This window comes from Mycobacterium sp. IS-1742 (genome assembly GCF_001500125.1).
In the GTDB taxonomy this organism is placed as follows: Bacteria; Actinomycetota; Actinomycetes; order Mycobacteriales; family Mycobacteriaceae; genus Mycobacterium.
In genome coordinates, this window is sequence record NZ_LQIV01000012.1 from 345,443 (window position 1) to 371,200 (window position 25,758).

The following is a 25,758-nucleotide window of genomic DNA, read 5'->3' on the forward strand; positions in this document are numbered from 1 at the left end:
GCGTGGATGCCACGGCTCCGAGCGCCGCCGAGCTGGCCGGGGCCGTCACCGAGCAGTTGCGGGACTACCTGTCCACCCGCCGGCGCGACGCCGCCTACATCGGTTCCGACTACGCGGAGCTGACCGCCGCCCTCGAGGAGTTCGTCCTGCGGGGCGGTAAACGCCTGCGCCCGGCCTTTGCGTACTGGGGGTGGCGGGCGGTGGCCGACCGTCCCGCCGACAGCGGTGTGCTGCTGCTGTTCTCCGCCCTGGAACTCCTGCACGCCTGCGCGCTGGTGCACGACGACGTGATCGACGCCTCGGCCACCCGCCGCGGGTTGCCGACCGTGCACCGGCTCTTCGCCGACCGCCACGCCGAGAAGGGGTGGCACGGGTCGTCCGAACAGTTCGGCCTGTCCGCGGCGATCCTCGCCGGTGACCTGTCGCTGGTGTGGGCCGACGACATCGTCGCCTCGGTCGACCTGCCCCTCGACGCCCACCGCCGCGTGCAACGGGTGTGGGCCGACATCCGGACCGAGGTGCTCGGCGGCCAGTTCCTCGACATCGCCGCCGAAGCCAGCGGGGCCGACACGGTCGCCTCGGCGATGACGGTGAACACCTACAAGACCGCCTCATACACGGTGTCGCGGCCGCTACAGCTCGGTGCCGCCGCGGCCGCCGACCGGCCCGAGGTGCAGGAGATCTTCCACCAGGTCGGCACCGACATCGGGGTCGCCTTCCAGCTGCGCGACGACGTCCTCGGCGTGTTCGGGGATCCGGCGGTCACCGGTAAACCCTCCGGCGACGACCTGCGGTCGGGTAAGCGCACCGTGCTGCTGGCCGAGGCGGTCGAACTCGCCGACAAGACCGATCCCGACACGGCCGCGCTGCTGCGCTCGTCGATCGGCACCGAGCTCAGCGAGGCGCAGGTGCGTGACCTGTGCTCGGCCATCGAGTCGGTCGGTGCGCTCGCGGCGGTCGAGGAACGCATCGAGCTGCTCACCCGCCGCTCACTCGAGGCGCTCGACGCCGCCCCGATCGACCCGCAGGCCAAGGCCGGCCTGACCGAACTCGCCAGATTGGCCGCCAACCGGTCCGCCTGAGCATGGTCACACCCACTCCGACCGAGACGCCCAAACGCGGCGTGACGCAACACCTCTCGAGGCTGGTCGCGTTCGCCACGTCGCCGTCCGCCAGACCCGCGCTGCTCGGTTTCGTGGGCGCGGTGCTCATCACGGCCGGCGGGCTCGGCGCGGGCAGCACCCGGGTGCACGATCCGCTGCTCGAATCGCTGCACCTGTCGTGGCTGCGCTTCGGCCACGGCCTGGTGCTGTCCTCGCTGCTGCTGTGGGGTGGCGTGGCGATCATGCTGGCGGCCTGGCTGTGGCTGGGCCGCCGGGTCGTGGACCGGACCGCCGACGAATACACCATGGTCGCGACGACGGGGTTCTGGCTGGCGCCGCTGCTGCTGAGCGTCCCGGTGTTCAGCCGCGACACCTACTCGTACCTGGCGCAGGGGGCGCTGCTGCGCGACGGTTTCGACCCCTACGTCGTCGGTCCGATCGCCAACCCGAACCCGTTGCTCGACGACGTCAGCCCGATCTGGACCACCACCACGGCACCGTACGGACCGGCGTTCATCATGGTCGCGAAGTTCGTCACCATGATCGTCGGCGAACACGTGGTGGCCGGCACGATGCTGCTGCGGCTGTGCATGCTGCCGGGCCTGATCCTGCTGATCTGGGCGGCGCCGCGGGTGGCCCGCCACGTCGGCGCGAGCGGCGCTGCGGCGCTGTGGATCTGCGTACTCAACCCGCTGGTGATCATCCACCTCATGGGCGGCGTCCACAACGAGATGTTGATGGTCGGGTTGATGATGGCCGGGCTGGCGCTGCTCCTGAACGGGCGCCCCGCGGCCGGTGTCGCGGTGATCGTCGTCGCGGTCGCGGTGAAGGCGACCGCCGGGCTGGCGCTGCCGTTCACCGTGTGGATCTGGATGCGCCAGCTACGCGCGCGCCGCGGCTACGGCGCACCGCGGGCTTTCGCGACCGCGACCGCCGCGGCGCTGCTGATCTTCGTCGCCACGTTCGCGGTGCTGTCCTGGGTCGCGGGGGTCGGCCTGGGCTGGCTGACCGCGCTGGCGGCCGGGAACGTCAAGATCATCAACTGGCTGACGGTGCCGACCGCGGTGGCGAACCTGACCAACGCCGTGGTGGGGCTGTTCCTGCCGGTGAACTTCTACGCCGTCATCGACGTCACCCGCATCATCGGCCTGACGATCATCGTGGTCGCGCTTCCGCTGCTGTGGTGGCGGTTCCGGCACGACGACCGCGAAGCGCTGGTCGGCATCGCATCGGTGATGCTCGTGGTCGTGCTGTTCGTGCCCGCCGCACTGCCCTGGTACTACACCTGGCCGTTGGCGGTGGTCTCCGCGCTGGCCCAGTCGAGGCGGTCGGTCGCGCTGATCGCCGGGTTCTCCACCTGGATCATGGTGATCTTCAAACCCGATGGGGCGCACGGCATGTACTCGTGGTTGCACGTCCTGCTCGCCGCGGCATGCGCGGTTCTGGCCTGGTATTCGCTGGCGAAGGTCGAGCCGGGCGAGCGGGCGGTCATGCCGTGACCGCGGGCGGTCAGTAGGCCAGAGCCTGGGCCCGCCGGAGCACCTCTCGGGCCTGGTGCGAGTGCAGCGCGTCGACCGGCCTGGCGTTGGCGATCTGTTCGGTGGACCCGTCCCGGCTGATGGTCAGCGAGGGGTCCGGGGTGAACAGCCACCGGACGATCTCGTTGTCGCGGTAGCCGCCGTCGCGCAGCACCACGAGCAGTCCGGGCAACGGCTTCACCACGTGACCATGGCGGTCGAAGAACATCTGCGGCACCACGAACTTCCCCTCGCGCCGCACGGCGAGCAACTGGCGCTGCCGCAGGAGATGGTGGACCCGCGTCACCGGTATGCCGAGCAGGTCGGCGACCGTGGGCAGGTCGTAGACGGGTTCATCGGGGTCGAGGACGTCGTCCGCCGCCGGAATACTGCTCACGCACTGAGTCTAGGGCCACCGGCGCGACTCGTAACATGTCTTCGGTGGAGGCCTACCCGCAGTCGGACCCGCTCGTCGGCGCCGTACTCGACGGCCGTTACCGCGTCGACACGCAGATCGCCACCGGCGGCATGTCCACGGTGTACCGGGGGCTCGACGTCCGCCTGGACCGGCCCGTCGCGCTGAAGGTGATGGACCCGCGCTACTCCGGGGACCAGCAGTTCCTCACCCGCTTCCAGCGGGAGGCGCGGGCGGTGGCGCGGCTCAAGGACCCCGGGCTGGTGGCCGTCTACGACCAGGGCATCGACGGCCAGTATCCGTTCCTGGTCATGGAACTCGTCGAGGGCGGCACGCTGCGGGAACTGTTGCGCGAACGCGGCCCCATGCCGCCGCACGCCGCGGCCGCGGTGCTGGCGCCCGTGCTGTCGGGGTTGGCCGTGGCGCACCGCGCCGGGCTGGTGCACCGCGACGTCAAACCGGAGAACGTGCTCATCTCCGACGACGGTGAGGTCAAGATCGCCGACTTCGGCCTGGTCCGAGCCGTCGCGGAAGCCAAGATCACCTCCACGAGCGTCATTCTCGGCACGGCGGCGTATCTGTCCCCCGAACAGGTCGGCACCGGCAACGCCGGCCCGCGCAGCGATGTGTACTCCGTCGGCGTCATGGCCTTCGAACTGCTCACCGGCGTCACCCCGTTCACCGGGGACAGCGCCCTCGCGGTGGCGTATCAGCGCATGGACAACGACGTGCCGCCGCCGAGTTCGGTGATCGCCGGTGTGCCAGCGCAATTCGACGACCTGGTGCTGCGCGCCACCGCCCGCGACCCGGCGGGCCGCTACGCCGACGCGCTCGACATGGGCGAGGACCTGGAGGAGATCGCCGAGGAACTGCGGTTGCCGCCGTTCCGGGTGCCCGCGCCGCGGCACTCCGCCCAGCACGCGTCGGCGGTGCTCTACCACAGCCAACTGCACGGGCAGCAGGCCACCACGGACACGACCACACGTGCGCCCGCGGCCCCGCCGCGTCAGCACACCCGGGTGTTCACCCGCGACTCGGGTGAGATCGACTATCCGGCAGGGCGATTCGCGGGAATCGACATCGACGAGTTCTACTGGGCCCGGCAGCGGGCCAAGCGCGCGCTGCTGTTCTGGGTCGTCGCGGTCATCACGCTCGCCGGTCTACTCGCCGCAGGCGCATGGGCGCTCGGCAGCAACGTCGCGAACCTGTTCTAGTCGCGCAGCATCTCCGCGACGAGGAACGCGAGCTCAAGGCTCTGCTGGGTGTTCATCCGCGGATCGCAGGCGGTCTCGTACCGCCCGGCCAGATCGCTGTCAGAGATGTCCTGGGCGCCACCGAGGCATTCGGTGACGTTCTCACCGGTGATCTCGACGTGGATGCCACCCGGATGGGTGCCCAGGGCGCGGTGCACCTCGAAGAAGCCCTGCACCTCGTCGACGATGCGGTCGAAGTGGCGGGTCTTGTACCCGGTCGAGGACTCGTGGGTGTTGCCGTGCATCGGATCGCACTGCCAGATCACCTGGTGGCCGCTGGCCTCCACCTTCTCGATGATCGGCGGCAGCAGGTCGCGCACCTTGCTGTTGCCCATCCGGGTGACCAGGGTCAGCCGGCCGGGCTGGTTCTGCGGATCGAGCCGCTCGACGTACTCGACGGCCAGCTCGGGTGTGGTCGTCGGCCCGAGCTTGATCCCGATGGGGTTGGCGATGGTCTCGACGAACGCGATGTGCGCGCCGTCGAGCTGGCGGGTGCGTTCGCCGATCCACACGTAGTGCGCGGACAGGTCGTAGAGCCGCGGCTCCGGATCGTGGGCCGGGAACTCCGTCGACAGCCGGAGCATGGCCCGTTCGTAGTCGAGCACCAGCGCTTCGTGGCTGGCGAAGATCTCGGCGGTCTGCAGGTTGATGTCGTCGACCCCGCAGGCGCCCATGAAGCGCAGGCCGCGGTCGATCTCGCCGGCCAGCGCCTCGTACCGGGCCCCGGCCGGGGAGGTTCGCACGAACTCGCGGTTCCAGTCGTGCACACTCTGCAGCGACGCCATCCCCGACGAGGTGAGGGCCCGCACCAGGTTCATTGCGGCGCTGGCGTTCGCGTAGGCCCGCACGAGACGCGACGGGTCGTGCTGGCGTGCGGCGGCGTCGGGGGCGAACCCGTTGATCATGTCGCCGCGGTAGGACTTGAGCCCGAGGGCGTCGACGTCTGACGAGCGCGGTTTGGCGTACTGCCCGGCGATGCGCGCCACCTTGACCACCGGCATGCTCGCGCCGTAGGTGAGCACGACCGCCATCTGCAGCAGGGTGCGGATGTTGGCGCGGATGTGTGGTTCGGTGTTGTCGACGAACGTCTCGGCGCAGTCGCCGCCCTGCAGCAGGAACGCCTCGCCCCGCGCGACGTCGGCGAGCAGCCCCTTGAGCTTCTCGATCTCCGAGGGCACCGTGACCGGCGGGACGCTCTCGAGGACCGTGCGCATGGCCTTCGCGGCGTCGGCGTCCCAGCTCGGCTGCTGTACCGCCGGCTTGGCCAGCGCGGAATCGAGGCGGTGACGCAGCTCGTCCGGCAGGGGCGGCAGGTCCGGGAGCTGGTCGATGGGGATGTCGACGGTCCAGTTCACCCGTCAATGGTAAGTCAGCGCCGGAACCGGCCGTCCATCCCCGCTGTTCCGGTCATGACCTGATAGCGCAGCAGGTTGTGCTTGGCGTCGACCAGCGCGTCGTGGGAGTCGCGGGGCCGCGGGGGCATCCGCGGTGAGCCCTGGTCCTCCCAGAACTGGCGCAGCTCGCGGGTGAACCGGGGTATCGCGGGCGGCAGCGCGGTCATCGGTCCCCACAGCTGGCAGAGCACCACGTGGTCGTAGGCGCCCACCCAGGCCCACAGCTCGATCGGCTCGTCGCCGTCGATGCCGAAGAAGTCCTCGAGTTCGGAGCGGATCTCGCGGCGCGACCGCCACGACTTCGACGCGGGCGACGGCAGCTTCGGCAGCACGTGCTTGCGGACCCAGCTGCCTGCGCGTTCCGGGTCGAACTCGGTGGACACCGCGTAGTACTCACGGCCGTCCTCGGCGGCCACGCCGATCGAGATGAGCTCGATGGTGCGGCCATTGTCGATGAACTCGGTGTCGTAGAAGTAACGCATCTAGACCGCACCGGTCCTCTCGGCGGCGGGGACCTTCTGCGGGGCGGGTGCGGCGTGGATCTCGCGGTCCAGCTGTTCGTCGACCTTCGCGTCGTCGGGGAACTTCGGCATCCCGGCGATGGCGTCCTGCAGCCACAGCTTGGCCTGCACCACGGGCCGGCGCAGCCAGCGCTCGCGTTCCAGCGCCCGGTGCATCTTGCGGGGCCGGTTCGTATAGCGCCAGCGGGCCCACGGGGCGTGTGGGCGGGACAGCCGCAGCGCACCGACGAACAGCAGGGGTGTGATGAACATGCCCACCAGCCCGGTCCACACCTTTCCCTTGGCCAGCACCACCATCGCCAGCATCAGCGTCGCGACCGCCAGTGCGATGACCGTCGCGCGCGCCACCACGCTGTGGTCGTCGCGCCAGATGCCGACGTCGAAGAACGACAGTGGATTGAACCCCAGGATGAGCAGGCCCGCCACCGCGACGGCGGCGAACACCGCGTCCACCGAGGTGCGGCCGTCCTCGGACCAGTACACGTCCGACAGATGCAGGATCAGGGCGTACTCGTCGAGCACCAGCGCGGCGCCTATCCCGAAAACGGTTGCGGCCGCGGTGAATTCAGGCACTCCCCCGTTGACGGCCAGCGTCACCATGGTGAGTCCCGACACCATCACGAGAATCACCCCGATGACGACGTGGTGGATGTGCGTGCCACCCGAACCGGCGATGTTGCGCGGCTGCCACCACTTGCGCGGGGCGTCGCTGCCGGCGTGACGCCGGATGTAGCGCACGATCGTGCGTGTCACGAAGAAGGTGAGGATGAACGCGACCAGGCAGCACAGCAGCGGCAGGCGATCGAGGGTGAGGAAGTCCAGCTGCAGGGTCAGGTGCACGCTGTGGAAACTTACGCCGACCTGCGCGTGGCGCGACCGGGATGTCGTCCGACTCGCCGGAGCCCACCGATAGGCTGGTCGGCGACATGAGTACTCGGCGGTCGCCTGCTTGGGCGCCAACCTTTGCGTGGCGGACGTTCTGCCTTCTGACCCTGGCCGCGCTCGGCTGGGCCGGCTGGCGGTTACTCGGTGAGACGCCGTACCGGATCGACATCGACGTCTACCGGATGGGCGGCCGGGCCTGGCTCGACGGCAGCCCGCTCTACGCCGACGGCGCCATGTTCGCCACCCAGGGCGGCCTCGAGCTGCCGTTCACCTATCCCCCGCTCGCGGCGATCGTCTTCTCCCCGTTCGCCGTGATGCCACTGCCCGCGGCCAGCGCGGTGATCACCGCGACCACGCTGTTGCTGCTGGTCGTCGCCCTGGTGATCGTGCTGACCCGGCTCGACGTCTGGCCGGCCACGCGGGTGACGGCACAACCGGCCTGGCTGCGGCGCACGTGGCTGGCCGCGGCGATCGTCGCCCCGGCGGTGCTCTTCCTCGAACCCATCCGGGCGAACTTCGACTTCGGCCAGATCAACGTCGTTCTGATGACGCTGGTGATCGCCGACTGCCTGCCGCGGCGCACCCCGTGGCCGCGCGGGATGCTGGTCGGTCTGGCGATCGCGCTCAAGCTGACCCCCGCCGTGTTCCTGCTGTACTTCCTGCTGCGCCGCGACACCCGGGCACTGCTGGTCAGCGCCGCCTCGGTCGTCGTGCTCATGGTGCTCGGGTTCGCGCTGGCCTGGCGCGACTCGTGGGAGTACTGGACCGCGACGGTGCGCAACACCGACCGGATCGGCGCAGCCACGCTGAACACCAACCAGAACATCGCGGGCACGCTGGCGCGCCTGGGGGTCGGCGAAGACCTCCGGTTCGCCCTGTGGGCGCTGGCGTGCTTCGCGGTGCTGGGGTTGACCGTCTGGGCGGGACGCCGCGCACTGCGCGCGGACGAACCGGTGCTGGCCCTGGTCTGCGTCGCGATGTTCGGCCTGGTGGTCTCGCCGGTGTCGTGGTCACACCACTGGGTGTGGTCGCTGCCCACGGTGCTGGTGACGCTCGTGGTGGCCCACCGCACCCGGCACCTGGGGCTGGCCGTCGCCGGGGCACTCGGCTTCGCGCTGACGGTGTGGTCGCCGATCACCCTGCTACCAGAGCACCGGGAGACCTCGGCGTCGCTGTGGCGTCAGCTGGCCGGCGGCTCCTACGTGTGGTGGGCGCTGCTGGTGATCGCGGCGGCGGGCACGCTGACCGCGCGGGCGACCCACCGCCCCGAACCCGTCAGGGCGGTTCAGCCCGCAGCGGCCTCGGGCAGTCGCGCGGCCGGCTGAGCGACCGCGGTGCCTTCCTTGACGTCGGCGGCGTAGAGGTCCACGTACTCCTGACCGGAGAGCCGCATCAGCTCGTACATGACCTCGTCGATGACGGCCCGCTCGATGAAGCGATTGCCCGCGAGACCCTCGAACCGGGTGAAGTCCATCGGCTTGCCGAATTTGACCTCGACCTTGCCGAACCGCCACATCTTGCTGCCGGGCGGGTTGACGACGTCGGTGCCGATCATCGCGACGGGGATCACCGGCATGCCGGTCTCCAGCGCGAGCCGCGCCAGACCGGTCTTACCCTTGTAGAGGCGTCCGTCGGGTGAGCGGGTGCCCTCGGGGTACATGCCGAGCAGTTTGCCTTCGGCGAGTATGCGCTGCGCGGTGGTCAGGGCGCTCTTCGCGGAGTCCGCGTCGGTCCGGTCGATCGGCACCTGTCCGGCGACGGTGTAGAACCAACGCTGGAACCAACCCTTGAGCCCGGTTCCGGTGAAGTACTCGGCCTTGGCCAGGAACGTGATGCGCCTGCTGACCACCAGGGGTAGATAGAAGCTGTCGGCGACGGCGAGGTGGTTACTGGCCAGGATCGCGGCGCCCGAGCGGGGAAGGTATTCCAGCCCTTGCACTTTGGGGCGGCCGAGCAGGGTCAGCAACGGGCCCATGAAGACGTACTTGAACAGCCAATACCACATGGACCCTCCGCATCGGGCGCACCGGACGGTGCTCTGCGACAACTTTACCCAGGCGGTGAGAACACGACCACAGTGTCGGCCCGGGTGCGGACCTCACTCCTGGACGGTCACCGGAATGTGCTGGTAGCGGCCCGGGCCGGGCGGCTGATCGGGCGGCTGGTCGGTCTGGGGCGGGGGTGACGGGGGTGACGGCGGTGTCGGCGGCGGCCCCGCCGCGTCGATGTCGTCGACGAGCGCGCGCACGACGTCGAGAAGCGCGACGCTGTGTTCGGCGACGACGTTGAGCAGCGGGTGCTGTTCACCCTGGACCAGCGCGGCCAATGCACACACCGGGCACCAGACCTGCTGACAGCTGCCGGGCCGCTCCCCACCGCTTCCGGCCGCACGGGCGGCGGCGAACCGGATCGCGGGGTCCACGCGGTTGAGGATCGCCTGCGCCAGCGCCCGCAGCTCGGGACCGAGGTCGGAATGTTCAGCACTCATGCCGGCCACACCTCCGGGTTCGGTCGAAATCGCACGGTCAGCTCGCTTCCCCGCAGTGCCGCGTCGGTGACGATGCACCTGCGCAACACGGATGCGAGTCGGACCCGGCGCCGCATACCGCCGGCACCGATGATCAGGTCGTCGTCGACCCGGCCCAGCGTGAGCTCGCCGGGATCGACCTGCGGCAACTCTAACCGCAATCGGTACACCGCATCGAGGCCGGTTCCCGACTCACGGTCGACGACCGGGCGGACCGGCGCAGGCGGGGCCGATCCGTCGCGCCTGCGGGCGGCGTCGAGCAGCTCCCCCAGCGCCTTGGGGCCGATCGGCTCCCCGGGCAGGTGGGGCACCAGCACCAGCGCCACGTCCCCGATCGCGGTGTCGAGGTGGTCGAGCACCGCCTTCTGCTCGGAGATGCGTTCGGCGTACCAGTCGAATGCGGGATGTTCGGGCAGGTTCCGGTACTCGAACGAATCATCCTGCAGCAGAACTTGGTTGACGATCAGCTCGCCGACCCGGACGCCCATCAGCGCCAACGAGCCCAGCGTGCGGGACGCCTCGGCGGCGACCACCCGCGCGGCGGTGAGCACCAGGTGCGCGCTGACCTGCGAGGCGTCGGCGAGCAGAACCGTCAACCGCTGGGTCGCCGCATCGATACGCTCCACGAGATCCACCATCGCCGCCGACGCCGCATCGTCGGCGCCCCGGGACAACCGGCGGTGCCGGGGCCACGCCCGCTCGAGGTAGAGCGCAAGCGTGCCGGGCAGCGTCAGCATGCGCAGCGCGTCGGCGGTGGAGGCGCAGTCGACCACGACGTGCTCCCACAGACCGCTCGCCGCCAACTCCGCGACCTCGTGCAGGCCGAGCACTTCCTGCACCCCGGGGAGCGCTGAGAGTTCTTCTGGCGCAACGTCATTGAGGTCAGAATCGGGGAACCGCGCGGCGACGGGCCCGGCGACCTCCCGCCACCTCTGCGTCAGCAGCGCCAGCGTGTCGAGGGCCAGCGCGTCGAGGGTGCCCCCGGCGTCGGCGGTGCCGGCGTCGAGGTCGGCGAGGATGCGGGTCGGTTCCCGCCGCCCGGTCGGGGTGACCGTCGCCCCGAGCACATCCCCGGTCGAGTGCGCCTGGTCGGTGGACACGATCAGGACCCGGCCGCCCGCCCGCGCCTCGCGGACGGCCGTGGCCGTCGCGAGCGTGGACTTACCTACCCCGCCCTTGCCGACGAACAGGCTGATGCGGGCGGCGGCGCCACTGGAGTTCACTCAGCCTCGGCCCGTTTCTTCAGATCCTTGAGCGCCGTCTCGGTCAGCCTTCGCTCCGCCTTGCGTTTGAGCAGGCCGATCATCGGGATCATCAGGTCGACCGCGAGCTCGTAGGTGACGTCGGTGCCCGACCCCTTGGGAGCCAGGCGGTAGGCGCCCTCGAGGGACTTCAGCAAAGAACTCGAGACGAGCGTCCACGTCACCGAGTTGCGGTCGGCGGGCCACTCGTAGGCCAGCACCATGGTGTCCTTGAGTACGGCTGCGTCGAGCACCAGCCGCGCGGTCTTCGGGTATCCGTCGACGTCGGTGTCGAGCACCTCGGTCTCCCGGTACTCCTTGACCCAGTCGGGATAGGACCCGATGTCGGCGATGACGTCCATCACCGTCGCAGGATCGGCATCGATGTAGATCGTCTGCGCCGTCTTGTCCGCCACGTGCCCGCCCTCCTCAAGCCGAAATGTACCCTCACGTCCGCGGCTGTACCCATCGTCAGGACAGCCGCGACACCCCCACCGGCCGTGACGCCTCCAGGGTCCGCTTGAGCTCGAACGCCATCTTCTTACCCGCTACCCGCCGCGCGTGGTTCACCTTCGCCAGGTTCGTCCGCGCCAATTGCCGCGCGGAGACGCCCGCCGGTTCGGCGTGCAGGAAGTAGTGCAGGATCACGCCGTCCAGCGACGGCTCCAGCCACACCTCCATGGTCCCGATCAGCGCGCCGGTCACCGTCCAGCGGTGCCCGACGGGTCCCCGGTCCTCCACGACGGTCAGCCGAAGATCCGGCCACCAGCGCCGCCAGTTGGCCGGTTCTGCGACGGCGCGGCCCACCTCAGCGGGGTCGGCGGCAACGAACGTCTCGTCGGCGATCTGGATGCTGTTCATCGTCTCCCAAGCTTCACACACGGCCCCTCGCCGCGGTGCAGCGGCCGACTAGGCTGGAAGCCGTGCCCGAGTTCAGCGTGCCCGCCCCGTTCACGGTGGGTGAGCGCGACACCGTCGTCAGCGCGGTCTTCGACCACGAGCGCGACGATCCCGGCCACGTCATCTTCCGCCGGTTGGTCGACGGCACCTGGACGGACGTGACATGCGCCGAGGCTGCTGCGCAGATCCGTTCCGCCGCACTGGGTCTCATCGCATCGGGCGTGCAGCCCGGTGACCGCGTCGCGCTGCTGTCCGCAACCCGCTACGAGTGGCCGATCCTCGACTTCGCGATCCTGGCCGTCGGCGCGCTGACCGTTCCGATCTACGAGACATCCTCGGTCGAACAGATCCGCTGGGTGCTGTCGGACTCGGGCGCGGTGCTGGTGATCGCCGAGAACGACGCCCACGCCGACAGGATCGAACAGCTCAGGGACGACCTGCCCGAGCTGCGCACGGTACTGCGCATCGAGGGTTCCGGCCCCGGTGCGCTCGAGGCGCTGGCCGAGGCCGGCAGGCAGGTGGCGCCCGACGAACTCGACAACCGGCTGGCCGGGATCCGGTCTGCTCAACCGGCCACCATGATCTACACCTCCGGCACCACCGGGCGGCCGAAGGGCTGCCAGCTCACCCACGCGAACCTGGTCTACGAGATCCGCGGCGCCAAGAGCTGCTTCCCGGCCCAGCTCGCCGAGGGTGAGCGGATGCTGGTGTTCCTGCCGCTGGCCCATGTGCTGGCCCGCGCCATCACCATCGCCGCGTTCGCCAACAAGGTCACCCTCGGCTTCACCAGCGACATCAAGAACCTCGTCCCGCTGTTCGGGGTGTTCAGGCCGACGCTGGTGGTGTCGGTGCCGCGGGTCTTCGAGAAGGTGTACAACACCGCCGAGCAGAACGCCCGCAACGACGGGAAGGGCCGCATCTTCGACATCGCCGCCGCGACGGCGATCGAGTACAGCCGCGCCCTGGACGCCGCGGGTGCCGGGCGCGGACCGGGCCTGCTGCTGCGCGCCCGCCACGCGCTGTTCGACCGGCTGGTGTACGGCAAGCTGCGCGCCGCGCTCGGCGGGGAGTGCCACGCCGCCATCTCGGGCGGCGCACCGCTGGGCGCACGCCTCGGCCACTTCTACCGCGGCGTCGGGCTGACCATCTACGAGGGTTACGGCCTGACCGAGACCAGCGCGGCGATCACCGTGAACCGGATCGACGACATCAGGATCGGATCGGTGGGCAAACTGCTGCCGGGCAACAGCATGCAACTCGGCGACGACAACGAACTGCTGGTCAAGGGTGGCGTGGTGTTCGGCGGTTACTGGCGCAACGAGGAGGAGACCGCGAAGGTCTTCACCGACGGCTGGTTCCACACCGGCGACCTGGGCGCCATCGACGACGACGGATTCCTCACGATCGTCGGGCGCAAGAAGGAGATCATCGTGACCGCCGGCGGCAAGAACGTCGCGCCCGCGGTCATGGAAGACCAGTTGCGGGCCCATCCGCTGATCAGCCAGGCGATGGCCGTCGGCGACGCCCGGCCGTTCGTCGGCGCGTTGATCACCATCGACCCCGAGGCGTTCGAGGGTTGGAAACAGCGCAACGGCAAGGCGCCCGACGCCTCGGTCGGCGACCTCGCGGCCGACCCCGATCTGATCGCCGAGATCGACACCGCGGTCACGCAGGCCAACCAGGCCGTGTCCAAGGCCGAGGCGATCCGCAAGTTCCGCGTCCTGCCGGTGGACTTCACCGAGGACACCGGCGAACTGACCCCCACCCTGAAGGTCAAGCGCACGGTGGTCGCCGAGAAGTTCGCCGACGACATCGAGGCGCTCTACATCAGTTAGAGAAGCTCGGTGAGCCGGGCCGCGCGCGTCGGCCACTGCCAGTTCTGCAGCGCCCACCGCCTGCCCGCGTCACCCATCGCCCCCGCCCGCGCCGGGTCGGCGAGCAGATCGCCGACCGCGGTGGCCACCGCACCGACGTCGGTGCCGTCGACGACGAGCCCGGTCTCCCCGTCGCGGACGGTCTCCGGCGCGCCGCCCGAGCGGCCCGCCACCACCGGCACCCCGGTCGCCGAGGCCTCCAGATAGACGATGCCGAGCCCTTCGACGTCCAGACCGGCGCCGCGGGTGCGGCAAGGCATCGCGAACACGTCGGCCATCGCGTGGTGGGCGGGCAGTTCGTCGCCCGGGACGCCGCCGGTGAAGCACACGTGCCCGCCGACACCGTGCTCGCGGGCCAGCCGTTCCAGCGCGGTGCGGTACGGACCGCCCCCGACGATCACCAGCACCGCATCCGGCGCCCGGCGCCGGATCGCGGGCATCGCCTTGATCAGCATGTCCTGCCCCTTGCGGGGCACCAGTCGCGACAGGCAGAGCACGACGGGGCGGTCCCCGAGGCCGTAGCGGGCCCGCAGCTCGGCGCGCGCGGCCGGATCGGGGGTGAACCGCTCGGTGTCCACCCCGGGCGGCAGGTGTTCCAGCGCGGCGCGCGGTCCGAACGCCCCGGCGAACCGGCCGCGGGTGTAGCGGCTGACGAAGGTCACCACATCGGTGTCGTCGCCGATGCGGCGCAGCGCCGTGCGCGCCACCGGCAACATGGACCAGCCCACTTCGTGGCCGTGGGTGCTGGCGATCGCCCGGGCGGCGCCGGCACGCCGGGCGATCGGCGTGAGCAGGGCCAGCGGGGCCGCCGCGCCGAACCACACGGTGTCGATGTCGCGGCTTGTGATGAGGCCGCGCATCCGGCCCGCCACCGACGGTTCGGGCAGCATCAGGGTGCCGGGGTGGCGCACCACCTCGTAGGCGGCCGCACGGTCGTAATCCGCGGCGTTCTTCCACGCCGGGGCGTAGACGGTCACCTGGTGTTCGCCCGCCGCCACGACGTGGTCGACGAACGCCTCGAGGTAGTTCTGGATACCGCCGGGGCGCGGCGGAAAGTCGTTGGTGACCAGCAGGACTCGCGACATCGGGCCCAGGCTAACCCTGCGGCCAGTGCCGCCACCCGGCCAGCAGCTCGTCGTGGCCGGCGCCGAGCGTGTCCCGCACCGCCGCGGCGACGTCGACATGGTCGGGGCCGCACGCCCGCACATACAGCGCCCGCAGGCGTTCGGGGCCGTAACGGTCGGCGACGTAGACGGCGAACCGCCACGCCCGGTCGTAGGCGAGGGACCTGGTGGGGCCAGGGGTGTCGAGGTCGCTGTCGGTGGGCAGGGTGGGCACCGCATCCGGTGCTAACGCCGCGTCGCGCGGGCGGGCCAGGTAGTCGGCGACGCCCTCGGTCAGCCAGCGCGGCGCGTCGGCTGCGGTCTGCTCGCGAACCGCGTGGTGGAACAGTTCATGGCGCAGCACGATGCGCAGTGACTCGTCGGTCATCGCGGCGGCGCCCGGGGCGAACAAGATGCGGTCGGCGGTGGTCGCGGCCGCGATGTCGGCTCCCCCGCCGGCGAGCGCCGCGAACTGCGGATCCGAACCGGTCGCGACGATGATGATCTCCCGCCGCCAGTCCTGGCCCCAGAAGCCGGTCACCGCATCGGCGGCGGCCGGGAGTTCGGCGGCGATGCGGGACAGCAGGGTCGCGCTGCGGGTGCCGCCGAGCGCGACGAACTCCGCGCGGCGTCCGTCGGGCAGCTGTGTGGTGACGGCGGTGGGTCCGGCCGCCGTCGGCTGGTCGGCGACCGCGGCGGCGAGCGGCGGCGGCGCGACCGGAGGATGCACCCGGTCGAGCAGCAGGACGGCGGAGACGAACTCGGCCAGCAGCAGCGCGAGCAGGACCCGTCGGGGTCGGATGGAGCCGGGCCCGGTGGCCACGGGTATCAGTAGCGACGCACGTTGTGGATCGGCGCGTTGTTCACCGGCGCCACGCGGACCGGGGTCCCGTAGGTCGAGGCGTGGACCATCATCCCGTCGCCGATGTAGATGCCGACGTGCGAGGCATCGGAGTAGTAGGTGACGAGGTCACCGGGCTGCATCTGGTCCGTCGACACGGGCTGCCCGCCGCGGGCCAACGCCTGGCTGGAGTGCGGAAGCGAGATGCCCTCCTGCTGGAAGGCCCACATCACCAGACCGGAGCAGTCGAAGGCGTTCGGGCCGGACCCGCCCCACGAGTACGGCGATCCGATACGGCTGAGCGCGGCCTGCACCGCGACGGCGCGGTTGGCCCCTCCTGGCGCCGGCGGGGCGATGTCGCCCGGCGGGATGGCCCCGGGCGGTGCGGCCAGCACACCGGGATCGTTGGGGGCCGGGGGTGCCGCGGCCGGCGGAACCGGCGGCGCGGGCGGAAGGGCGGCCAGCGCCTCCCGCTGGCTGGGCGTCAGCGCCTCGTACTGGGACTTGACGACGGCGATCTGGGTCTGCAGCCGGCTTTGCTTGTTCTGTAGATCGGCGCGTACCTGAGCGGCCTGCTCGGCGGCGGTCTTGGCGTCGGCGGCCGACCGTGCCGACGCCTGCTCGGCGGCGGCGGCCCGGGATGTGGCGTCGCGGAACCCCGCCATCCGGGCGGCCATCTCACCGGCCATCACCCGCTGTACCGAGATCTTGTCGATGAACTGCTGTGGGGAGTCCGCGGTGAAGATCGCGCTCATCCCGTCGGTGCGACCGCCCATGTACTGGGTGGCGGCCACCTTGTTCACCGCCGACTGGAAGTCAGCCAGCTGCGCCTTGGCCCGCTCGGTGGCGGCGAGGTCGGCGGTGTGCCTGGCCTCGGCGGCCTGCTGCGCGGCCAGCTTGTCGGTGAGCTCGAGCTGCGCCGAGTGCATGGCCTCGGTGGTCTGCTCGGCCTGCCGCGACAGCTCGTTGAGCTTTGCCAGTGCATCGTCGGCCGGATCGGCCAGCGCGCTGCCGGCCAGCACCGAGGAGAACATGGTCAGAGCCGCTATCGCACCGACGGCGGGTCGTCTGAGAACACGGGTGCCCCACTGCGCGCGAACGAGCCTCAAGATTTTGCGTCCTTCAACTGGCGTAACGAGCCGCCTCGAACTGCTCTTAGGTCTCAGATAGGTTACGAAACGGCATCGGGCTTGTCCAACAGGAGAGCCAAATTTAACAGGTGCCAAGGGGCGGTTTGTTCCGCTCCCTCCCCGGGCGGACCCTCAGGCAACGCCCGAATTGTTTTGCCGGTGAACCGGAACCAGGCGCAGTCGCGGCGCCAATCCGGCCTCGGCCAGCACTTCCAGGGCACGGCGCTCGTCGACGAGCAACGTCTCGGGAACTCCGAGCAGCACACTCACAACACAGTCCTGACACCCCGGACCGCGCACGGCACAGTCGTCGCAGTCGATGGTCACGATGTCGGCGTCCGAAGCCATGGGTGGTCCTCTCATTGGGTGGTGCCCGCACGCTAGCGGCGCCCACCGACACGACCCGACCGGGAACACCGCGGCCCGCGTGGCACCGCCGCGGTGTCGGTGCCGTTCCCTACGTTTCTCGCATGGGTCAGCGCAGCGTCGGTGCCGAGGGGCGCGCGGCCGAGCAGCTGTCCTTCGACATGGAGTCACTGTCGTTGCGGGACACCACCTTCGTCGTCGTCGATCTGGAGACCACCGGCGGTCGCGCCACGGGAGATCATCCGGACGCGATCACCGAGATCGGCGCCGTGAAGGTCCGCGGCGGCGAGGTGCTCGGGGAGCTGGCCACCCTGGTCGACCCCGGGCGGGCGATACCGCCGCAGATCGTCTCGCTGACCGGCATCACCACCGCGATGGTCTGCGCGGCCCCGCGCATCGAGTCGGTGCTGCCCTCCTTCCTCGAGTTCGCGCGCGGTTCGGTGCTCGTCGCCCACAACGCCGGTTTCGACATCGGCTTCCTGCGGGCCGCGGCCGAACAGTGCCGGCTGACCTGGCCGCGCCCGCCGGTGCTGTGCACGGTCAAGCTGGCCCGCCGCGTGCTCACCCGTGAGGAGGCGCCCAGTGTGCGGCTGTCCGCGCTGGCGCAGTTGTTCCACGCGAAGACCACTCCGACCCACCGGGCCCTCGACGACGCACGCGCCACGGTGGACGTCCTGCACGGGCTGATCGAGCGGATCGGCAACCAGGGCGTGCACAGCTACACCGACCTGCGCGCCTACCTGCCGGACGTCACCCCCGCGCAGCGCCGCAACCGCCGGCTGGCCGACGGTCTGCCGCACCGTCCTGGGGTGTACCTGTTCCGCGGCCCGGGTGACGAGGTGCTCTACGTCGGCACAGCCGTGGACCTGCGCCGCCGGGTCGGCCAGTACTTCACCGGAGCCGATCCGCGGGCGCGGATGAAGGAGATGGCGTCACTGGCCACGCGCGTCGACCATGTCGAATGCGCCCACGAGCTCGAGGCGGGCGTGCGCGAGCTGCGTCTGCTGGCCGCGCACGCGCCGCCCTACAACCGGCGTTCGAAGTTCCCGCAGCGCTGGTGGTGGGTGGTGCTGACCGACGAGGCCTTTCCCCGGTTCTCGGTCGTCCGGGCCCCCCGCCACGGTTCGGCGGTGGGTCCGTTCCGCGCTCGCGCGGACGCCGTGCAGACCGCCGAACTGCTCGCCCGGTTCACCGGTGTGCGCACCTGCGCCGCGCGGCTGGCCCGCGCGGCCCGGCACGGGGCGGGCTGCGCCGAGCGGGAACTGTCCCCGTGCCCGGCCCCGCGCGACATCGACGCCGGAACGTACGCCCCCGCTCCCCGCCGCGCCGCCGACCTCATCGAGGGCCGCGACGATGCGGCGCTGGCCGCGGTGATCGACGGGATCGCCGAGCTGGCCGCCGTCAACCGCTACGAGTCGGCGGCGCGGCTGCGCGACCATGCCGCAACGGGCATCGAGGTGCTGTGGCGCGGGCAGCGGCTGCGCGCACTGGCCGACCAGACCGAACTGGTCGCGGCACGTCCGGACGGCAGTGGCGGGTGGGAGCTCGCGGTGGTGCGCCACGGGCGGCTGGCCGCCGCGGGCTGCGCCCGCCGTGGGGTGCCGCCGATGCCGGTCGTCGACGCGTTGACCGCCGCGGCGCAGACGGTGCTGCCGGAGGCCGCCCCGCTGGGCGGTGCGCTGGTCGAGGAGACCGCGCTGATCGCCCGCTGGCTCACCACCCCCGGCGTGCGGATCGTGCGCTGCGACCCCGGCTACGCCACGCCGATCGGCGCGGCGGGTCGGTGGCTGGTGTGGGCGGAGACGGCCCGTTCGGCACGGCTGGCCGCCGAACAGACCGCCCCGTCAGAGCTTCTGGGTGAACCGCACCCAACGCGCGAGCAGCTTTTCGGCCGCCCCGGAGTCGATGGTCTCGGTGGCGCGGGCCAGGCCCGCCTCCCAGGCCGGCACCCATTTGGCGTCGCTGGATAGCCCGGCGTGCGCGACCATTGCGCCCGCGGCGTTGAGGACCACCGCGTCGCGCACCGCACCCTTGGCTCCGCCGAGCACCGCCCGCACCTCGGCGGCGTTGTGTTCGGCGTCGCCGCCGACCAGTTCGGACAGCTGGGCGCGCTGGAAGCCGAACGCCGCCGGGTCGAACGTCAGCCGCTCGACCGTGCCCGCCTGCACGCGCCAGATCGTGCTCGTGGTGGTCGTGGTCAGTTCGTCCAGACCGTCGTCGCCGTGCACCACCAGCACGCTGGAGTTGCGCGAGGCGTAGACCCCGGCCATCACCTCCGCGAGCTCCGCCCACGCGCAGCCGATCAGCCCGGCGCGGGGCCGCGCGGGGTTGGTCAACGGCCCGAGGAGGTTGAACACCGTCGGCACGCCGAGCTCCCGGCGCACCGCCGAGGCGTGCTTGTACGACGGGTGGAAGTGGTTTGCGAACGCGAACCCGATACCGACCTCGGCGACCGAGGCGGCCACCTGGTCGGGGCTCAGGTCGATCCGGACGCCGAGCGCCTCGAGCGTGTCGGCCCCGCCGGACAGCGAGGACGCGGCCCGGTTGCCGTGTTTCATCACCGGCACGCCCGCGGCGGCCACCACGATCGCCGCCATGGTGGACAGGTTCACGGTGTTGGCGCCGTCGCCCCCGGTGCCGACGATGTCGACCGTCTCGTTGCCGATGACGTCGGTCGGGATGCGGCGCGCGTGCTTGAGCATCACGTCGGCCAGTTCGGTGACCTCCGCGGACGTCGGGCGCTTGAGCTTCATCGCCACGGCGAACCCGGCGATCTGCGCCGGGGTGGCCGCACCGGTCATGATCTGGTCCATCGCCCAGCCGGCCTGCCCGGTCACCAGGTTCTGTCCGGTGGTCAACCGCCCCAGGATCGACGGCCACGTGGGAGTATCAGTCACGCGCCGATGTTCCCACGGCATCCGGGACTCCCAAAGGTCGCCCCGATCGTTCCTTACGACACTTGTGACGAATAGGCGACCCGGGTGGAGTTCGACAACTACAAAGCGTCATACTTGCGGTGTGACGAGTGCTGTTGGGACCTCGGGAACCGCGATCACCTCGCGCGTGCATTCGCTGAACCGGCCAAATATGGTCAGTGTCGGCACCATTGTGTGGCTTTCCAGTGAGTTGATGTTCTTTGCTGGACTGTTCGCGATGTACTTCACCGCGCGCGCCCAGGCAGGCGGCGAGTGGCCGCCCCCGCCGACCGAACTGAACCTGGCGTTGGCGGTACCCGTCACGCTGGTGCTGATCGCGTCGTCGTTCACCTGCCAGATGGGTGTCTTCGCCGCCGAACGCGGTGACGTGTTCGGCCTGCGCCGGTGGTACGTCCTCACGTTCCTGATGGGCCTGTTCTTCGTGTGCGGCCAGCTCTACGAGTACTACCACCTGGTGCATGAGGGCACGACGATCCCGGGCAGCGCCTACGGCTCGGTCTTCTACCTGGCCACCGGATTCCACGGCCTGCACGTGATCGGCGGTCTGGTCGCCTTCGTGTTCCTGCTCGCCCGCACCAAGATGAGCAAGTTCACACCGGCACAGGCCACCGCGGCGATCGTCGTGTCGTACTACTGGCACTTCGTCGACATCGTGTGGATCGCGCTGTTCGCCGTCATCTACTTCGTCCGATGAGCTCACAGGATTCGCAGCCGATGAGAAGGGGTTCGATGATCAGCAAGTCCCGCCGACGGTTCCGCCGGCGCTTGTCGGCAGCGGTGCTGCTGCTGGTCGGACTTGGTGTCGCGGGCGGCGTCGCCGCCACGCTGACGCCCGCACCGCAGGTGGCGGTGGCCGACGAGTCACAGTCGGCCCTGCTGCGCACCGGCAAGGAGCTCTACGACATGTCCTGCGTGAGCTGCCACGGCAGCAACCTGCAGGGTGTGGCGGACCGCGGACCCAGCCTGATCGGTGTCGGTGAGGCGGCGGTGTACTTCCAGGTCTCGACCGGCCGCATGCCCGCGCGCCGCAACGAGGCCCAGGCGCCGGACAAGCCGGCCGACTTCGACGAGGCGCAGACCGATGCGCTCGGCGCCTACGTGCAGGCCAACGGCGGCGGGCCCGTCGTCCCGCGCGACGAGAACGGCGAGATCGCCAACCAGTCGCTGATCGGCGACAACGTCGCCCGCGGCGGTGACCTCTTCCGGCTCAACTGCGCGTCGTGCCACAACTTCACCGGCCGGGGCGGCGCCCTGTCGTCGGGTAAGTACGCGCCCGAACTGCAGGCCTCTCCCGCGCAGGTGTACACGGCGATGACATCCGGTCCGCAGAACATGCCCAAGTTCTCCGACCGTCAGCTCTCGCCGGAGGAGAAGCGCGACATCATCGCCTACGTCGAGGAGTCGCGGAAGACGCCGCCTCCCGGCGGATACGGCCTCGGCGGCTTCGGCCCGGTGTCCGAGGGCATGGCGGCGTGGATCATCGGCATGGTGGCCGTCATCGGTGCGGCTCTCTGGATCGGAGCACGGGCGTGAGCGACGAGCGGAACGAAGATCGGGTGACCGACACCCCGGGCGGCGCCCCCAAGGGCACCGATGCACCCGGCCACGGTGGCGTGCCGGGTCAGCCGACCGACGCCGAACTGGCTGCGATGTCGCGTGAGGAGCTCGTCGAACTCGGCGGCCGTCTCGACGGCGTCGAGACCGTCTACAAGGAGCCACGCTGGCCGGTCCCCGGCACCCGCGCCGAGAAGCGCGCGGAGCGCGGGGTCGCGACCTGGCTGCTGATCGGCGGCGTGTCCGGGCTGATCCTGCTGCTGGTCTTCCTGTTCTGGCCGTGGGAGTACCAGCCCTACGGCTCCGAGGGTGAGTTCCTGTACTCGCTGGCGACCCCGCTCTACGGCCTGTTCTTCGGCTTGTCGATCCTCGCGATCGGCATCGGCGCGGTGCTCTACCAGAAGCGGTTCATCCCCGAGGAGATCTCGATCCAGGACCGCCACGACGGCGCCTCCCCCGAGATCCAGCGCAAGACCGCCGCGGCCAACCTGACCGACGCGCTCGAGGGCTCGACCATCAAGCGCCGCAAGATGATCGGCGTCTCGCTCGGCGTCGGGCTCGGCGCCTTCGGCCTCGGCACCGCGGTGGCGTTCATCGGCGGCCTCATCAAGAACCCGTGGAAGCCGGTCGTCCCGACCGCCGACGGCCCCAAGGCCGTGCTGTGGACCTCCGGGTGGACCCCGCGCTTCCAGGGCGAGACGATCTTCCTGGCCCGGGCGACCGGGAACACCGGGCACGGTCCGACGTTCGCCAAGATGCGGCCGGAGGATCTCGACGCCGGCGGTATGGAGACGGTCTACCCGTGGCGCGAATCCGACGGTGACGGCACCACGGTCGAGTCGCACCACAAGATGACCGAGATCATCATGGGCGTGCGCAATCCCGTGATGCTCATCCGTCTGCGGCCCGAAGAGATGTCCAAGGTGGTCAAGCGCAAGGGCCAGGAGAGCTTCAACTTCGGCGAGTTCTTCGCCTACACGAAGATCTGCTCGCACCTGGGGTGCCCGTCGTCGCTGTACGAACAGCAGACGCACCGCATCCTGTGCCCGTGCCACCAGTCGCAGTTCGACGCGTTGCACTTCGCGAAACCCATATTCGGTCCGGCTGCGCGCGCCCTCGCGCAGTTGCCCATCACCATTGATCAGGACGGGTACCTGGTCGCCAACGGCGATTTCATCGAACCCGTCGGGCCTGCATTCTGGGAACGGAAGACATCATGAGTGCACAGAGTGGTTCCAAGATGGCCGCCCGACTCGCGGCGCAGGGTAACGCGATCGATTCGCGCTACCACCCGTCGGCGGCGGTCCGTCGCCAGCTGAACAAGGTCTTCCCCACCCACTGGTCGTTCCTGCTGGGTGAGATCGCCCTGTACAGCTTCATCATCTTGTTGATCACGGGCGTCTGGCTGACCCTGTTCTTCGACCCGTCGATGGCAGAGGTCGTCTACGACGGCGTCTACCAGCCGTTGCGCGGTGTGGAGATGTCGCGGGCGTACGCCTCGGCGCTCGACATCAGCTTCGAGGTCCGCGGCGGGCTTTTCGTCCGGCAGATCCACCACTGGGCGGCACTGCTGTTCGCCGCGTCGATCATGGTCCACCTGGCCCGCATCTTCTTCACCGGTGCGTTCCGGCGGCCGCGTGAAGCCAACTGGGTCATCGGCTCGCTGCTGCTGATCCTGGCGATGTTCGAGGGCTTCTTCGGCTACTCGCTGCCCGACGACCTGCTGTCCGGCACCGGCCTGCGCGCCGCCCTGTCCGGCATCACGATGGGCATCCCGGTGGTCGGCACGTGGATGCACTGGGCGCTGTTCGGCGGCGACTTCCCCGGCACGATCATCATCCCGCGGCTCTACGCGCTGCACATCCTGTTGATCCCCGGCATCATGCTCGCTCTCATCGCGGCCCACCTGGCGCTGGTGTGGTTCCAGAAGCACACGCAGTTCCCCGGCCCCGGCCGCACCGAGAAGAACGTCGTCGGCGTGCGCGTCATGCCGGTGTTCGCGGTCAAGTCGGGTGCGTTCTTCGCGTTGACCGTGGGCATCCTCGGCCTGATGGGCGGTCTGTTGCAGATCAACCCGATCTGGAACCTGGGTCCCTACAAGCCTTCTCAGGTGTCGGCGGGCAGCCAGCCGGACTTCTACATGATGTGGACCGACGGTCTGATCCGGTTGTGGCCGGCGTGGGAGTTCTACATCGGCAACTACACGATCCCGCAGCCGGTGTGGATCGCGGTGCTGATGGGCCTGATCCTCGGCCTGCTGACGGTGTATCCGTTCCTCGAGAAGAGGCTCACCGGTGACGACGCGCACCACAACCTGTTGCAGCGTCCGCGTGACGCCCCGGTCCGCACCGCGATCGGCGCGATGGCTGTGGCCTTCTACATCCTGCTGACGTTCGCCTGCATGAACGACATCATCGCGCTGAAGTTCGACATCTCGCTGAACGCGACGACGTGGATCGGCCGTATCGCGATGGTGGTGCTGCCGGTGATCGTGTACTACACCACCTACCGGTGGGCGGTGTCGTTGCAGCGCAGCGACCGCGAGGTGCTCGAGCACGGGATCGAGACCGGCATCATCAAGCGGCTGCCGCACGGTGCGTACATCGAGCTGCACCAGCCGCTCGGACCGGTCGACGCTCACGGGCATCCGATTCCGTTGGAGTACCAGGGCGCTCCGCTGCCCAAGCGGATGAACAAGCTGGGCTCCGGCGGTGCGCCGGGCAGCGGCAGCTTCCTGTTCGCCGACCCGATCGTCGAGCACGAGGCGCTGACCGAGGCCCAGCACGCCTCACACCGCCGCGCGCTCACGGCGCTCCGGGAGCGGCAGGGCACCAATGGTTCGGCCGACGGCGACGGCAACGGTTCGACGAACGGTCACCACTAAGTCCGACAACGAGACGGCCGCCGCGGTCCTCCACACCGGAGGTCGCGGCGGCCGTTTTGTCTGTGTGTGGGGATGTCGGACCACTCCCCTCCCCTACCGCGGTCGCGAGACTGAACGCACGCAGGGCACTACTCGCACGTCATCTGCATGGCTTCAGCCTCGAGCGCGGCAGGATCTCGACACCCGCAGGCCGACGCGACACGGAACGCATGCAGGGCACTACTCGCACGTCGTCTGCGTGGTTTAAGCCTCGAGCGCGGCAGGGCGCCCGGTCAAGCGTGCGTCAGGCAGCAGAATCGTGGAGGGCACGCAGCTCACGCAGGTACCACCAGGGCGCGACCGGCATCGCCAGCGTCACCAGCGCAGTCAGCGCGTACAGGACCCACGAGACCGTGTCGCTGCCGACCGCCATCAGATAGGTGGCGGCGCCGATCGCGATCATCGCCACACCCATCGCGATACCGAGCACCAGCGCGCACTGCAGCCACAACCGATCCACCTCGGCCGTCGGCACACCGGGATCCAGCCGGCTCGGCACCTGCTGTGCCACCGGGGCGATGCGCAGCTTCTCGGTCGCTGGTTCGTCTGTGGCCGTTGCCCTTTCGCGCGGCAACACCACAGCCTCCGGCTCCGCCTGCGCGGTCTGCCGCGCACGCAACAGCAGGGGCACCGAGCCGATGATCACGGCGGCGGACACCCCGATGACGGTGTAGAGCAGCCACGGGGTGTCCCCGTCGGACGAGACCGCGGGCTGACTGCGGCCCAGTTCGGTCAGCGCGACGGTGGCCGCCACGCCTGCGCCGAGCGCGATCAGCCATACAGCCGCGCAGACACCGAGCAGGATGCGGTTGAGTCTCTCGGCCGCCGCGCCGGAACGGGCGGGGGCGATGGTGCTGTCCGTCATCAGCAGCTGGTCTGCGCGGCGTTGCCGGTGTTGGAGGACAAGACCGTCCCGTCGCTCGTCGTGATCGAACAGTTCAATTTGCTGACCAGGAACAGGCTCGATGCCTGCACCGATCCGACCTCCGACTGGGAGATCGGGGTGACGGTCAGCGACCAGGGGATGTACACGTTGCGCTGAGTCCTCCGGCGGCCCGAGGCGTCGACATAGGTGACGGTGATGATGTCTCCGGGCGCCTTCGTGCCCGTCACCGAATAGGTCACCTGCCGCGGGCCGGCCGGTGTCGTGGTGGTCGGCGGCGGAGGCGGCGGCGTGGTCGTCTCCGGCGGCGGAGGCGGCGGCGCCTCGGCCGGGGGCGGCGGTGGCGGCGGCTCGGTGACCGTCACGGTCTCCGGGCGCTGCTGCCCGCCGCG

Annotated in this window: 25 protein-coding genes and 1 pseudogene; 10 read left to right on the plus strand and 16 right to left on the minus strand. The window is 70.1% G+C overall.

Annotated features, from left to right (window positions below):
* The first annotated feature begins 2 nt into the window (after positions 1-2).
* Both idsA2 and AU196_RS10160 read left to right on the plus strand, forming a co-directional pair.
* Positions 3-1,082, plus strand: coding sequence for a bifunctional (2E,6E)-farnesyl/geranyl diphosphate synthase (gene idsA2, locus AU196_RS10155; protein WP_059094918.1), 1,080 nt, complete (start codon positions 3-5; stop codon positions 1,080-1,082).
* A 2-nt stretch (positions 1,083-1,084) separates the two neighbouring features.
* The gene (locus tag AU196_RS10160) at positions 1,085-2,602 is read left to right on the plus strand and encodes an alpha-(1->6)-mannopyranosyltransferase A (RefSeq protein ID WP_059094919.1); all 1,518 of its coding nucleotides are present in this window, start codon (positions 1,085-1,087) and stop codon (positions 2,600-2,602) included.
* 10 nt (positions 2,603-2,612) lie between these two features.
* On the opposite strand, the gene AU196_RS10165 is transcribed toward AU196_RS10160, so the two are convergent.
* Positions 2,613-3,017 carry an Rv2175c family DNA-binding protein gene (locus tag AU196_RS10165; protein WP_059094920.1) on the minus strand — a complete coding sequence of 135 codons (405 nt, stop codon included), beginning with the start codon at positions 3,015-3,017 and terminating at the stop codon, positions 2,613-2,615.
* A gap of 35 nt (positions 3,018-3,052) precedes the next feature.
* Here AU196_RS10165 and AU196_RS10170 point away from each other — a divergent pair, with 35 nt between their 5' ends.
* Positions 3,053-4,249 (plus strand): protein kinase domain-containing protein, encoded by a 1,197-nt coding sequence (locus AU196_RS10170; RefSeq protein WP_059094921.1) that lies wholly within the window; start codon positions 3,053-3,055, stop codon positions 4,247-4,249.
* Here the strand turns inward: AU196_RS10170 and AU196_RS10175 are convergent.
* From AU196_RS10175 to AU196_RS10185, 3 genes are read right to left on the minus strand one after another with little or no spacing between them, the layout of a single operon-like run.
* Positions 4,246-5,643, minus strand: a complete 1,398-nt coding sequence (locus tag AU196_RS10175) for a class II 3-deoxy-7-phosphoheptulonate synthase (protein WP_059094922.1) — start codon at positions 5,641-5,643, stop codon at positions 4,246-4,248. The genes AU196_RS10170 and AU196_RS10175 overlap by 4 nt on opposite strands.
* A 14-nt stretch (positions 5,644-5,657) precedes the next feature.
* Positions 5,658-6,164, minus strand: coding sequence for a polyadenylate-specific 3'-exoribonuclease AS (locus AU196_RS10180; RefSeq protein ID WP_059094923.1), 507 nt, complete (start codon positions 6,162-6,164; stop codon positions 5,658-5,660).
* On the minus strand, positions 6,165-7,043 hold the full coding sequence (locus tag AU196_RS10185) for a hypothetical protein (RefSeq protein ID WP_059094924.1): 879 nt from the start codon (positions 7,041-7,043) through the stop codon (positions 6,165-6,167).
* 86 nt (positions 7,044-7,129) lie between these two features.
* On the opposite strand from AU196_RS10185, the gene AU196_RS10190 reads away from it, so the two are divergent.
* The gene (locus AU196_RS10190) at positions 7,130-8,413 is read left to right on the plus strand and encodes a glycosyltransferase 87 family protein (protein ID WP_059094972.1); all 1,284 of its coding nucleotides are present in this window, start codon (positions 7,130-7,132) and stop codon (positions 8,411-8,413) included.
* Here AU196_RS10190 and AU196_RS10195 read toward each other — a convergent pair.
* From AU196_RS10195 to AU196_RS10215, 5 genes are all read right to left on the minus strand, one after another.
* Positions 8,374-9,093: a lysophospholipid acyltransferase family protein gene (locus AU196_RS10195; RefSeq protein ID WP_059094925.1), complete on the minus strand. Its 720-nt coding sequence runs from the start codon at positions 9,091-9,093 to the stop codon at positions 8,374-8,376. The two genes, AU196_RS10190 and AU196_RS10195, sit on opposite strands and share 40 nt — an antisense overlap.
* Positions 9,094-9,186: 93 nt before the next feature.
* Positions 9,187-9,576 carry a hypothetical protein gene (locus tag AU196_RS10200; RefSeq protein WP_059094973.1) on the minus strand — a complete coding sequence of 130 codons (390 nt, stop codon included), beginning with the start codon at positions 9,574-9,576 and terminating at the stop codon, positions 9,187-9,189.
* A complete protein-coding gene (locus AU196_RS10205) occupies positions 9,573-10,838 on the minus strand; it encodes an ArsA family ATPase (protein WP_059094926.1) in 1,266 nt (421 codons plus the stop codon). The genes AU196_RS10200 and AU196_RS10205 overlap by 4 nt, the downstream gene beginning before the upstream one ends.
* Positions 10,835-11,272, minus strand: coding sequence for an SRPBCC family protein (locus AU196_RS10210; protein WP_059094927.1), 438 nt, complete (start codon positions 11,270-11,272; stop codon positions 10,835-10,837). Before AU196_RS10210 ends, AU196_RS10205 begins: the two co-directional genes overlap by 4 nt.
* 55 nt (positions 11,273-11,327) lie before the next feature.
* The gene (locus tag AU196_RS10215) at positions 11,328-11,717 is read right to left on the minus strand and encodes a polyketide cyclase / dehydrase and lipid transport (protein ID WP_059094928.1); all 390 of its coding nucleotides are present in this window, start codon (positions 11,715-11,717) and stop codon (positions 11,328-11,330) included.
* A 62-nt stretch (positions 11,718-11,779) separates the two neighbouring features.
* Between AU196_RS10215 and AU196_RS10220 the strand changes: the two genes are divergently transcribed.
* The gene (locus AU196_RS10220; RefSeq protein WP_059094929.1) at positions 11,780-13,591 is read left to right on the plus strand and encodes an AMP-dependent synthetase/ligase; all 1,812 of its coding nucleotides are present in this window, start codon (positions 11,780-11,782) and stop codon (positions 13,589-13,591) included.
* Here AU196_RS10220 and AU196_RS10225 read toward each other — a convergent pair.
* The 4 genes from AU196_RS10225 to AU196_RS10240 all read right to left on the minus strand — a co-directional run bounded on the left by AU196_RS10225 (position 13,588) and on the right by AU196_RS10240 (position 17,052).
* Entirely contained in the window at positions 13,588-14,715 is a 1,128-nt protein-coding gene (locus AU196_RS10225; RefSeq protein ID WP_059094930.1) for a glycosyltransferase family 4 protein, read from the minus strand. The two genes, AU196_RS10220 and AU196_RS10225, sit on opposite strands and share 4 nt — an antisense overlap.
* A gap of 10 nt (positions 14,716-14,725) precedes the next feature.
* Positions 14,726-15,556 carry a peptidase gene (locus tag AU196_RS10230; RefSeq protein ID WP_059094931.1) on the minus strand — a complete coding sequence of 277 codons (831 nt, stop codon included), beginning with the start codon at positions 15,554-15,556 and terminating at the stop codon, positions 14,726-14,728.
* 5 nt (positions 15,557-15,561) lie between these two features.
* Positions 15,562-16,683 (minus strand): peptidoglycan hydrolase RipC, encoded by a 1,122-nt coding sequence (gene ripC, locus AU196_RS10235; protein WP_059094932.1) that lies wholly within the window; start codon positions 16,681-16,683, stop codon positions 15,562-15,564.
* 153 nt (positions 16,684-16,836) lie between these two features.
* Positions 16,837-17,052 carry a hypothetical protein gene (locus tag AU196_RS10240; protein WP_353647242.1) on the minus strand — a complete coding sequence of 72 codons (216 nt, stop codon included), beginning with the start codon at positions 17,050-17,052 and terminating at the stop codon, positions 16,837-16,839.
* A 122-nt stretch (positions 17,053-17,174) separates the two neighbouring features.
* On the opposite strand from AU196_RS10240, the pseudogene AU196_RS10245 reads away from it, so the two are divergent.
* Positions 17,175-18,977: pseudogene (locus tag AU196_RS10245) on the plus strand (DEDD exonuclease domain-containing protein); the annotation flags it as partial.
* Here AU196_RS10245 and trpD read toward each other — a convergent pair.
* A complete protein-coding gene (trpD, locus tag AU196_RS25095; RefSeq protein ID WP_082695662.1) occupies positions 18,915-19,988 on the minus strand; it encodes an anthranilate phosphoribosyltransferase in 1,074 nt (357 codons plus the stop codon). The pseudogene AU196_RS10245 and the gene trpD overlap by 63 nt on opposite strands.
* 100 nt (positions 19,989-20,088) lie before the next feature.
* On the opposite strand from trpD, the gene ctaE reads away from it, so the two are divergent.
* Genes ctaE through qcrB form a run of 4 tightly spaced genes read left to right on the plus strand, consistent with a single transcriptional unit; the run spans position 20,089 to position 24,444 of the window.
* A complete protein-coding gene (gene ctaE / locus AU196_RS10255) occupies positions 20,089-20,700 on the plus strand; it encodes an aa3-type cytochrome oxidase subunit III (RefSeq protein ID WP_082695663.1) in 612 nt (203 codons plus the stop codon).
* A gap of 35 nt (positions 20,701-20,735) precedes the next feature.
* Entirely contained in the window at positions 20,736-21,539 is an 804-nt protein-coding gene (gene qcrC, locus AU196_RS10260) for a cytochrome bc1 complex diheme cytochrome c subunit (protein ID WP_157546200.1), read from the plus strand.
* Positions 21,540-21,562: 23 nt separating this feature from the next.
* Positions 21,563-22,780: a cytochrome bc1 complex Rieske iron-sulfur subunit gene (gene qcrA, locus AU196_RS10265; RefSeq protein WP_286141128.1), complete on the plus strand. Its 1,218-nt coding sequence runs from the start codon at positions 21,563-21,565 to the stop codon at positions 22,778-22,780.
* On the plus strand, positions 22,777-24,444 hold the full coding sequence (gene qcrB / locus AU196_RS10270) for a cytochrome bc1 complex cytochrome b subunit (protein ID WP_059094937.1): 1,668 nt from the start codon (positions 22,777-22,779) through the stop codon (positions 24,442-24,444). Before qcrA ends, qcrB begins: the two co-directional genes overlap by 4 nt.
* Before the next feature lie 283 nt (positions 24,445-24,727).
* Here the strand turns inward: qcrB and AU196_RS10275 are convergent, their stop codons facing one another.
* On the minus strand, positions 24,728-25,348 hold the full coding sequence (locus AU196_RS10275; RefSeq protein ID WP_059094938.1) for a DUF2561 family protein: 621 nt from the start codon (positions 25,346-25,348) through the stop codon (positions 24,728-24,730).
* Positions 25,348-25,758, minus strand: a 411-nt coding sequence (locus AU196_RS10280) for an MmpS family transport accessory protein (protein ID WP_231737488.1), incomplete at its 5' end; no start/stop codon positions are given. The genes AU196_RS10280 and AU196_RS10275, both read right to left, overlap by 1 nt.

Coding starts and splice junctions, on each gene's coding strand:
- AU196_RS10275 (WP_059094938.1), bottom strand. CDS start 25,348: ATGACGGACAGCACCATCGCCCCCGCCCGTTCCGGCGCGGCGGCCGAG.
- AU196_RS10195 (WP_059094925.1), bottom strand. CDS start 9,093: ATGTGGTATTGGCTGTTCAAGTACGTCTTCATGGGCCCGTTGCTGACC.
- AU196_RS10170 (WP_059094921.1), top strand. CDS start 3,053: ATGTCTTCGGTGGAGGCCTACCCGCAGTCGGACCCGCTCGTCGGCGCC.
- trpD (WP_082695662.1), bottom strand. CDS start 19,988: ATGCCGTGGGAACATCGGCGCGTGACTGATACTCCCACGTGGCCGTCG.
- AU196_RS10180 (WP_059094923.1), bottom strand. CDS start 6,164: ATGCGTTACTTCTACGACACCGAGTTCATCGACAATGGCCGCACCATC.
- AU196_RS10240 (WP_353647242.1), bottom strand. CDS start 17,052: ATGGCTTCGGACGCCGACATCGTGACCATCGACTGCGACGACTGTGCC.
- AU196_RS10190 (WP_059094972.1), top strand. CDS start 7,130: ATGAGTACTCGGCGGTCGCCTGCTTGGGCGCCAACCTTTGCGTGGCGG.
- AU196_RS10215 (WP_059094928.1), bottom strand. CDS start 11,717: ATGAACAGCATCCAGATCGCCGACGAGACGTTCGTTGCCGCCGACCCC.
- AU196_RS10225 (WP_059094930.1), bottom strand. CDS start 14,715: ATGTCGCGAGTCCTGCTGGTCACCAACGACTTTCCGCCGCGCCCCGGC.
- AU196_RS10200 (WP_059094973.1), bottom strand. CDS start 9,576: ATGAGTGCTGAACATTCCGACCTCGGTCCCGAGCTGCGGGCGCTGGCG.
- qcrC (WP_157546200.1), top strand. CDS start 20,736: ATGATCAGCAAGTCCCGCCGACGGTTCCGCCGGCGCTTGTCGGCAGCG.
- AU196_RS10160 (WP_059094919.1), top strand. CDS start 1,085: ATGGTCACACCCACTCCGACCGAGACGCCCAAACGCGGCGTGACGCAA.
- qcrB (WP_059094937.1), top strand. CDS start 22,777: ATGAGTGCACAGAGTGGTTCCAAGATGGCCGCCCGACTCGCGGCGCAG.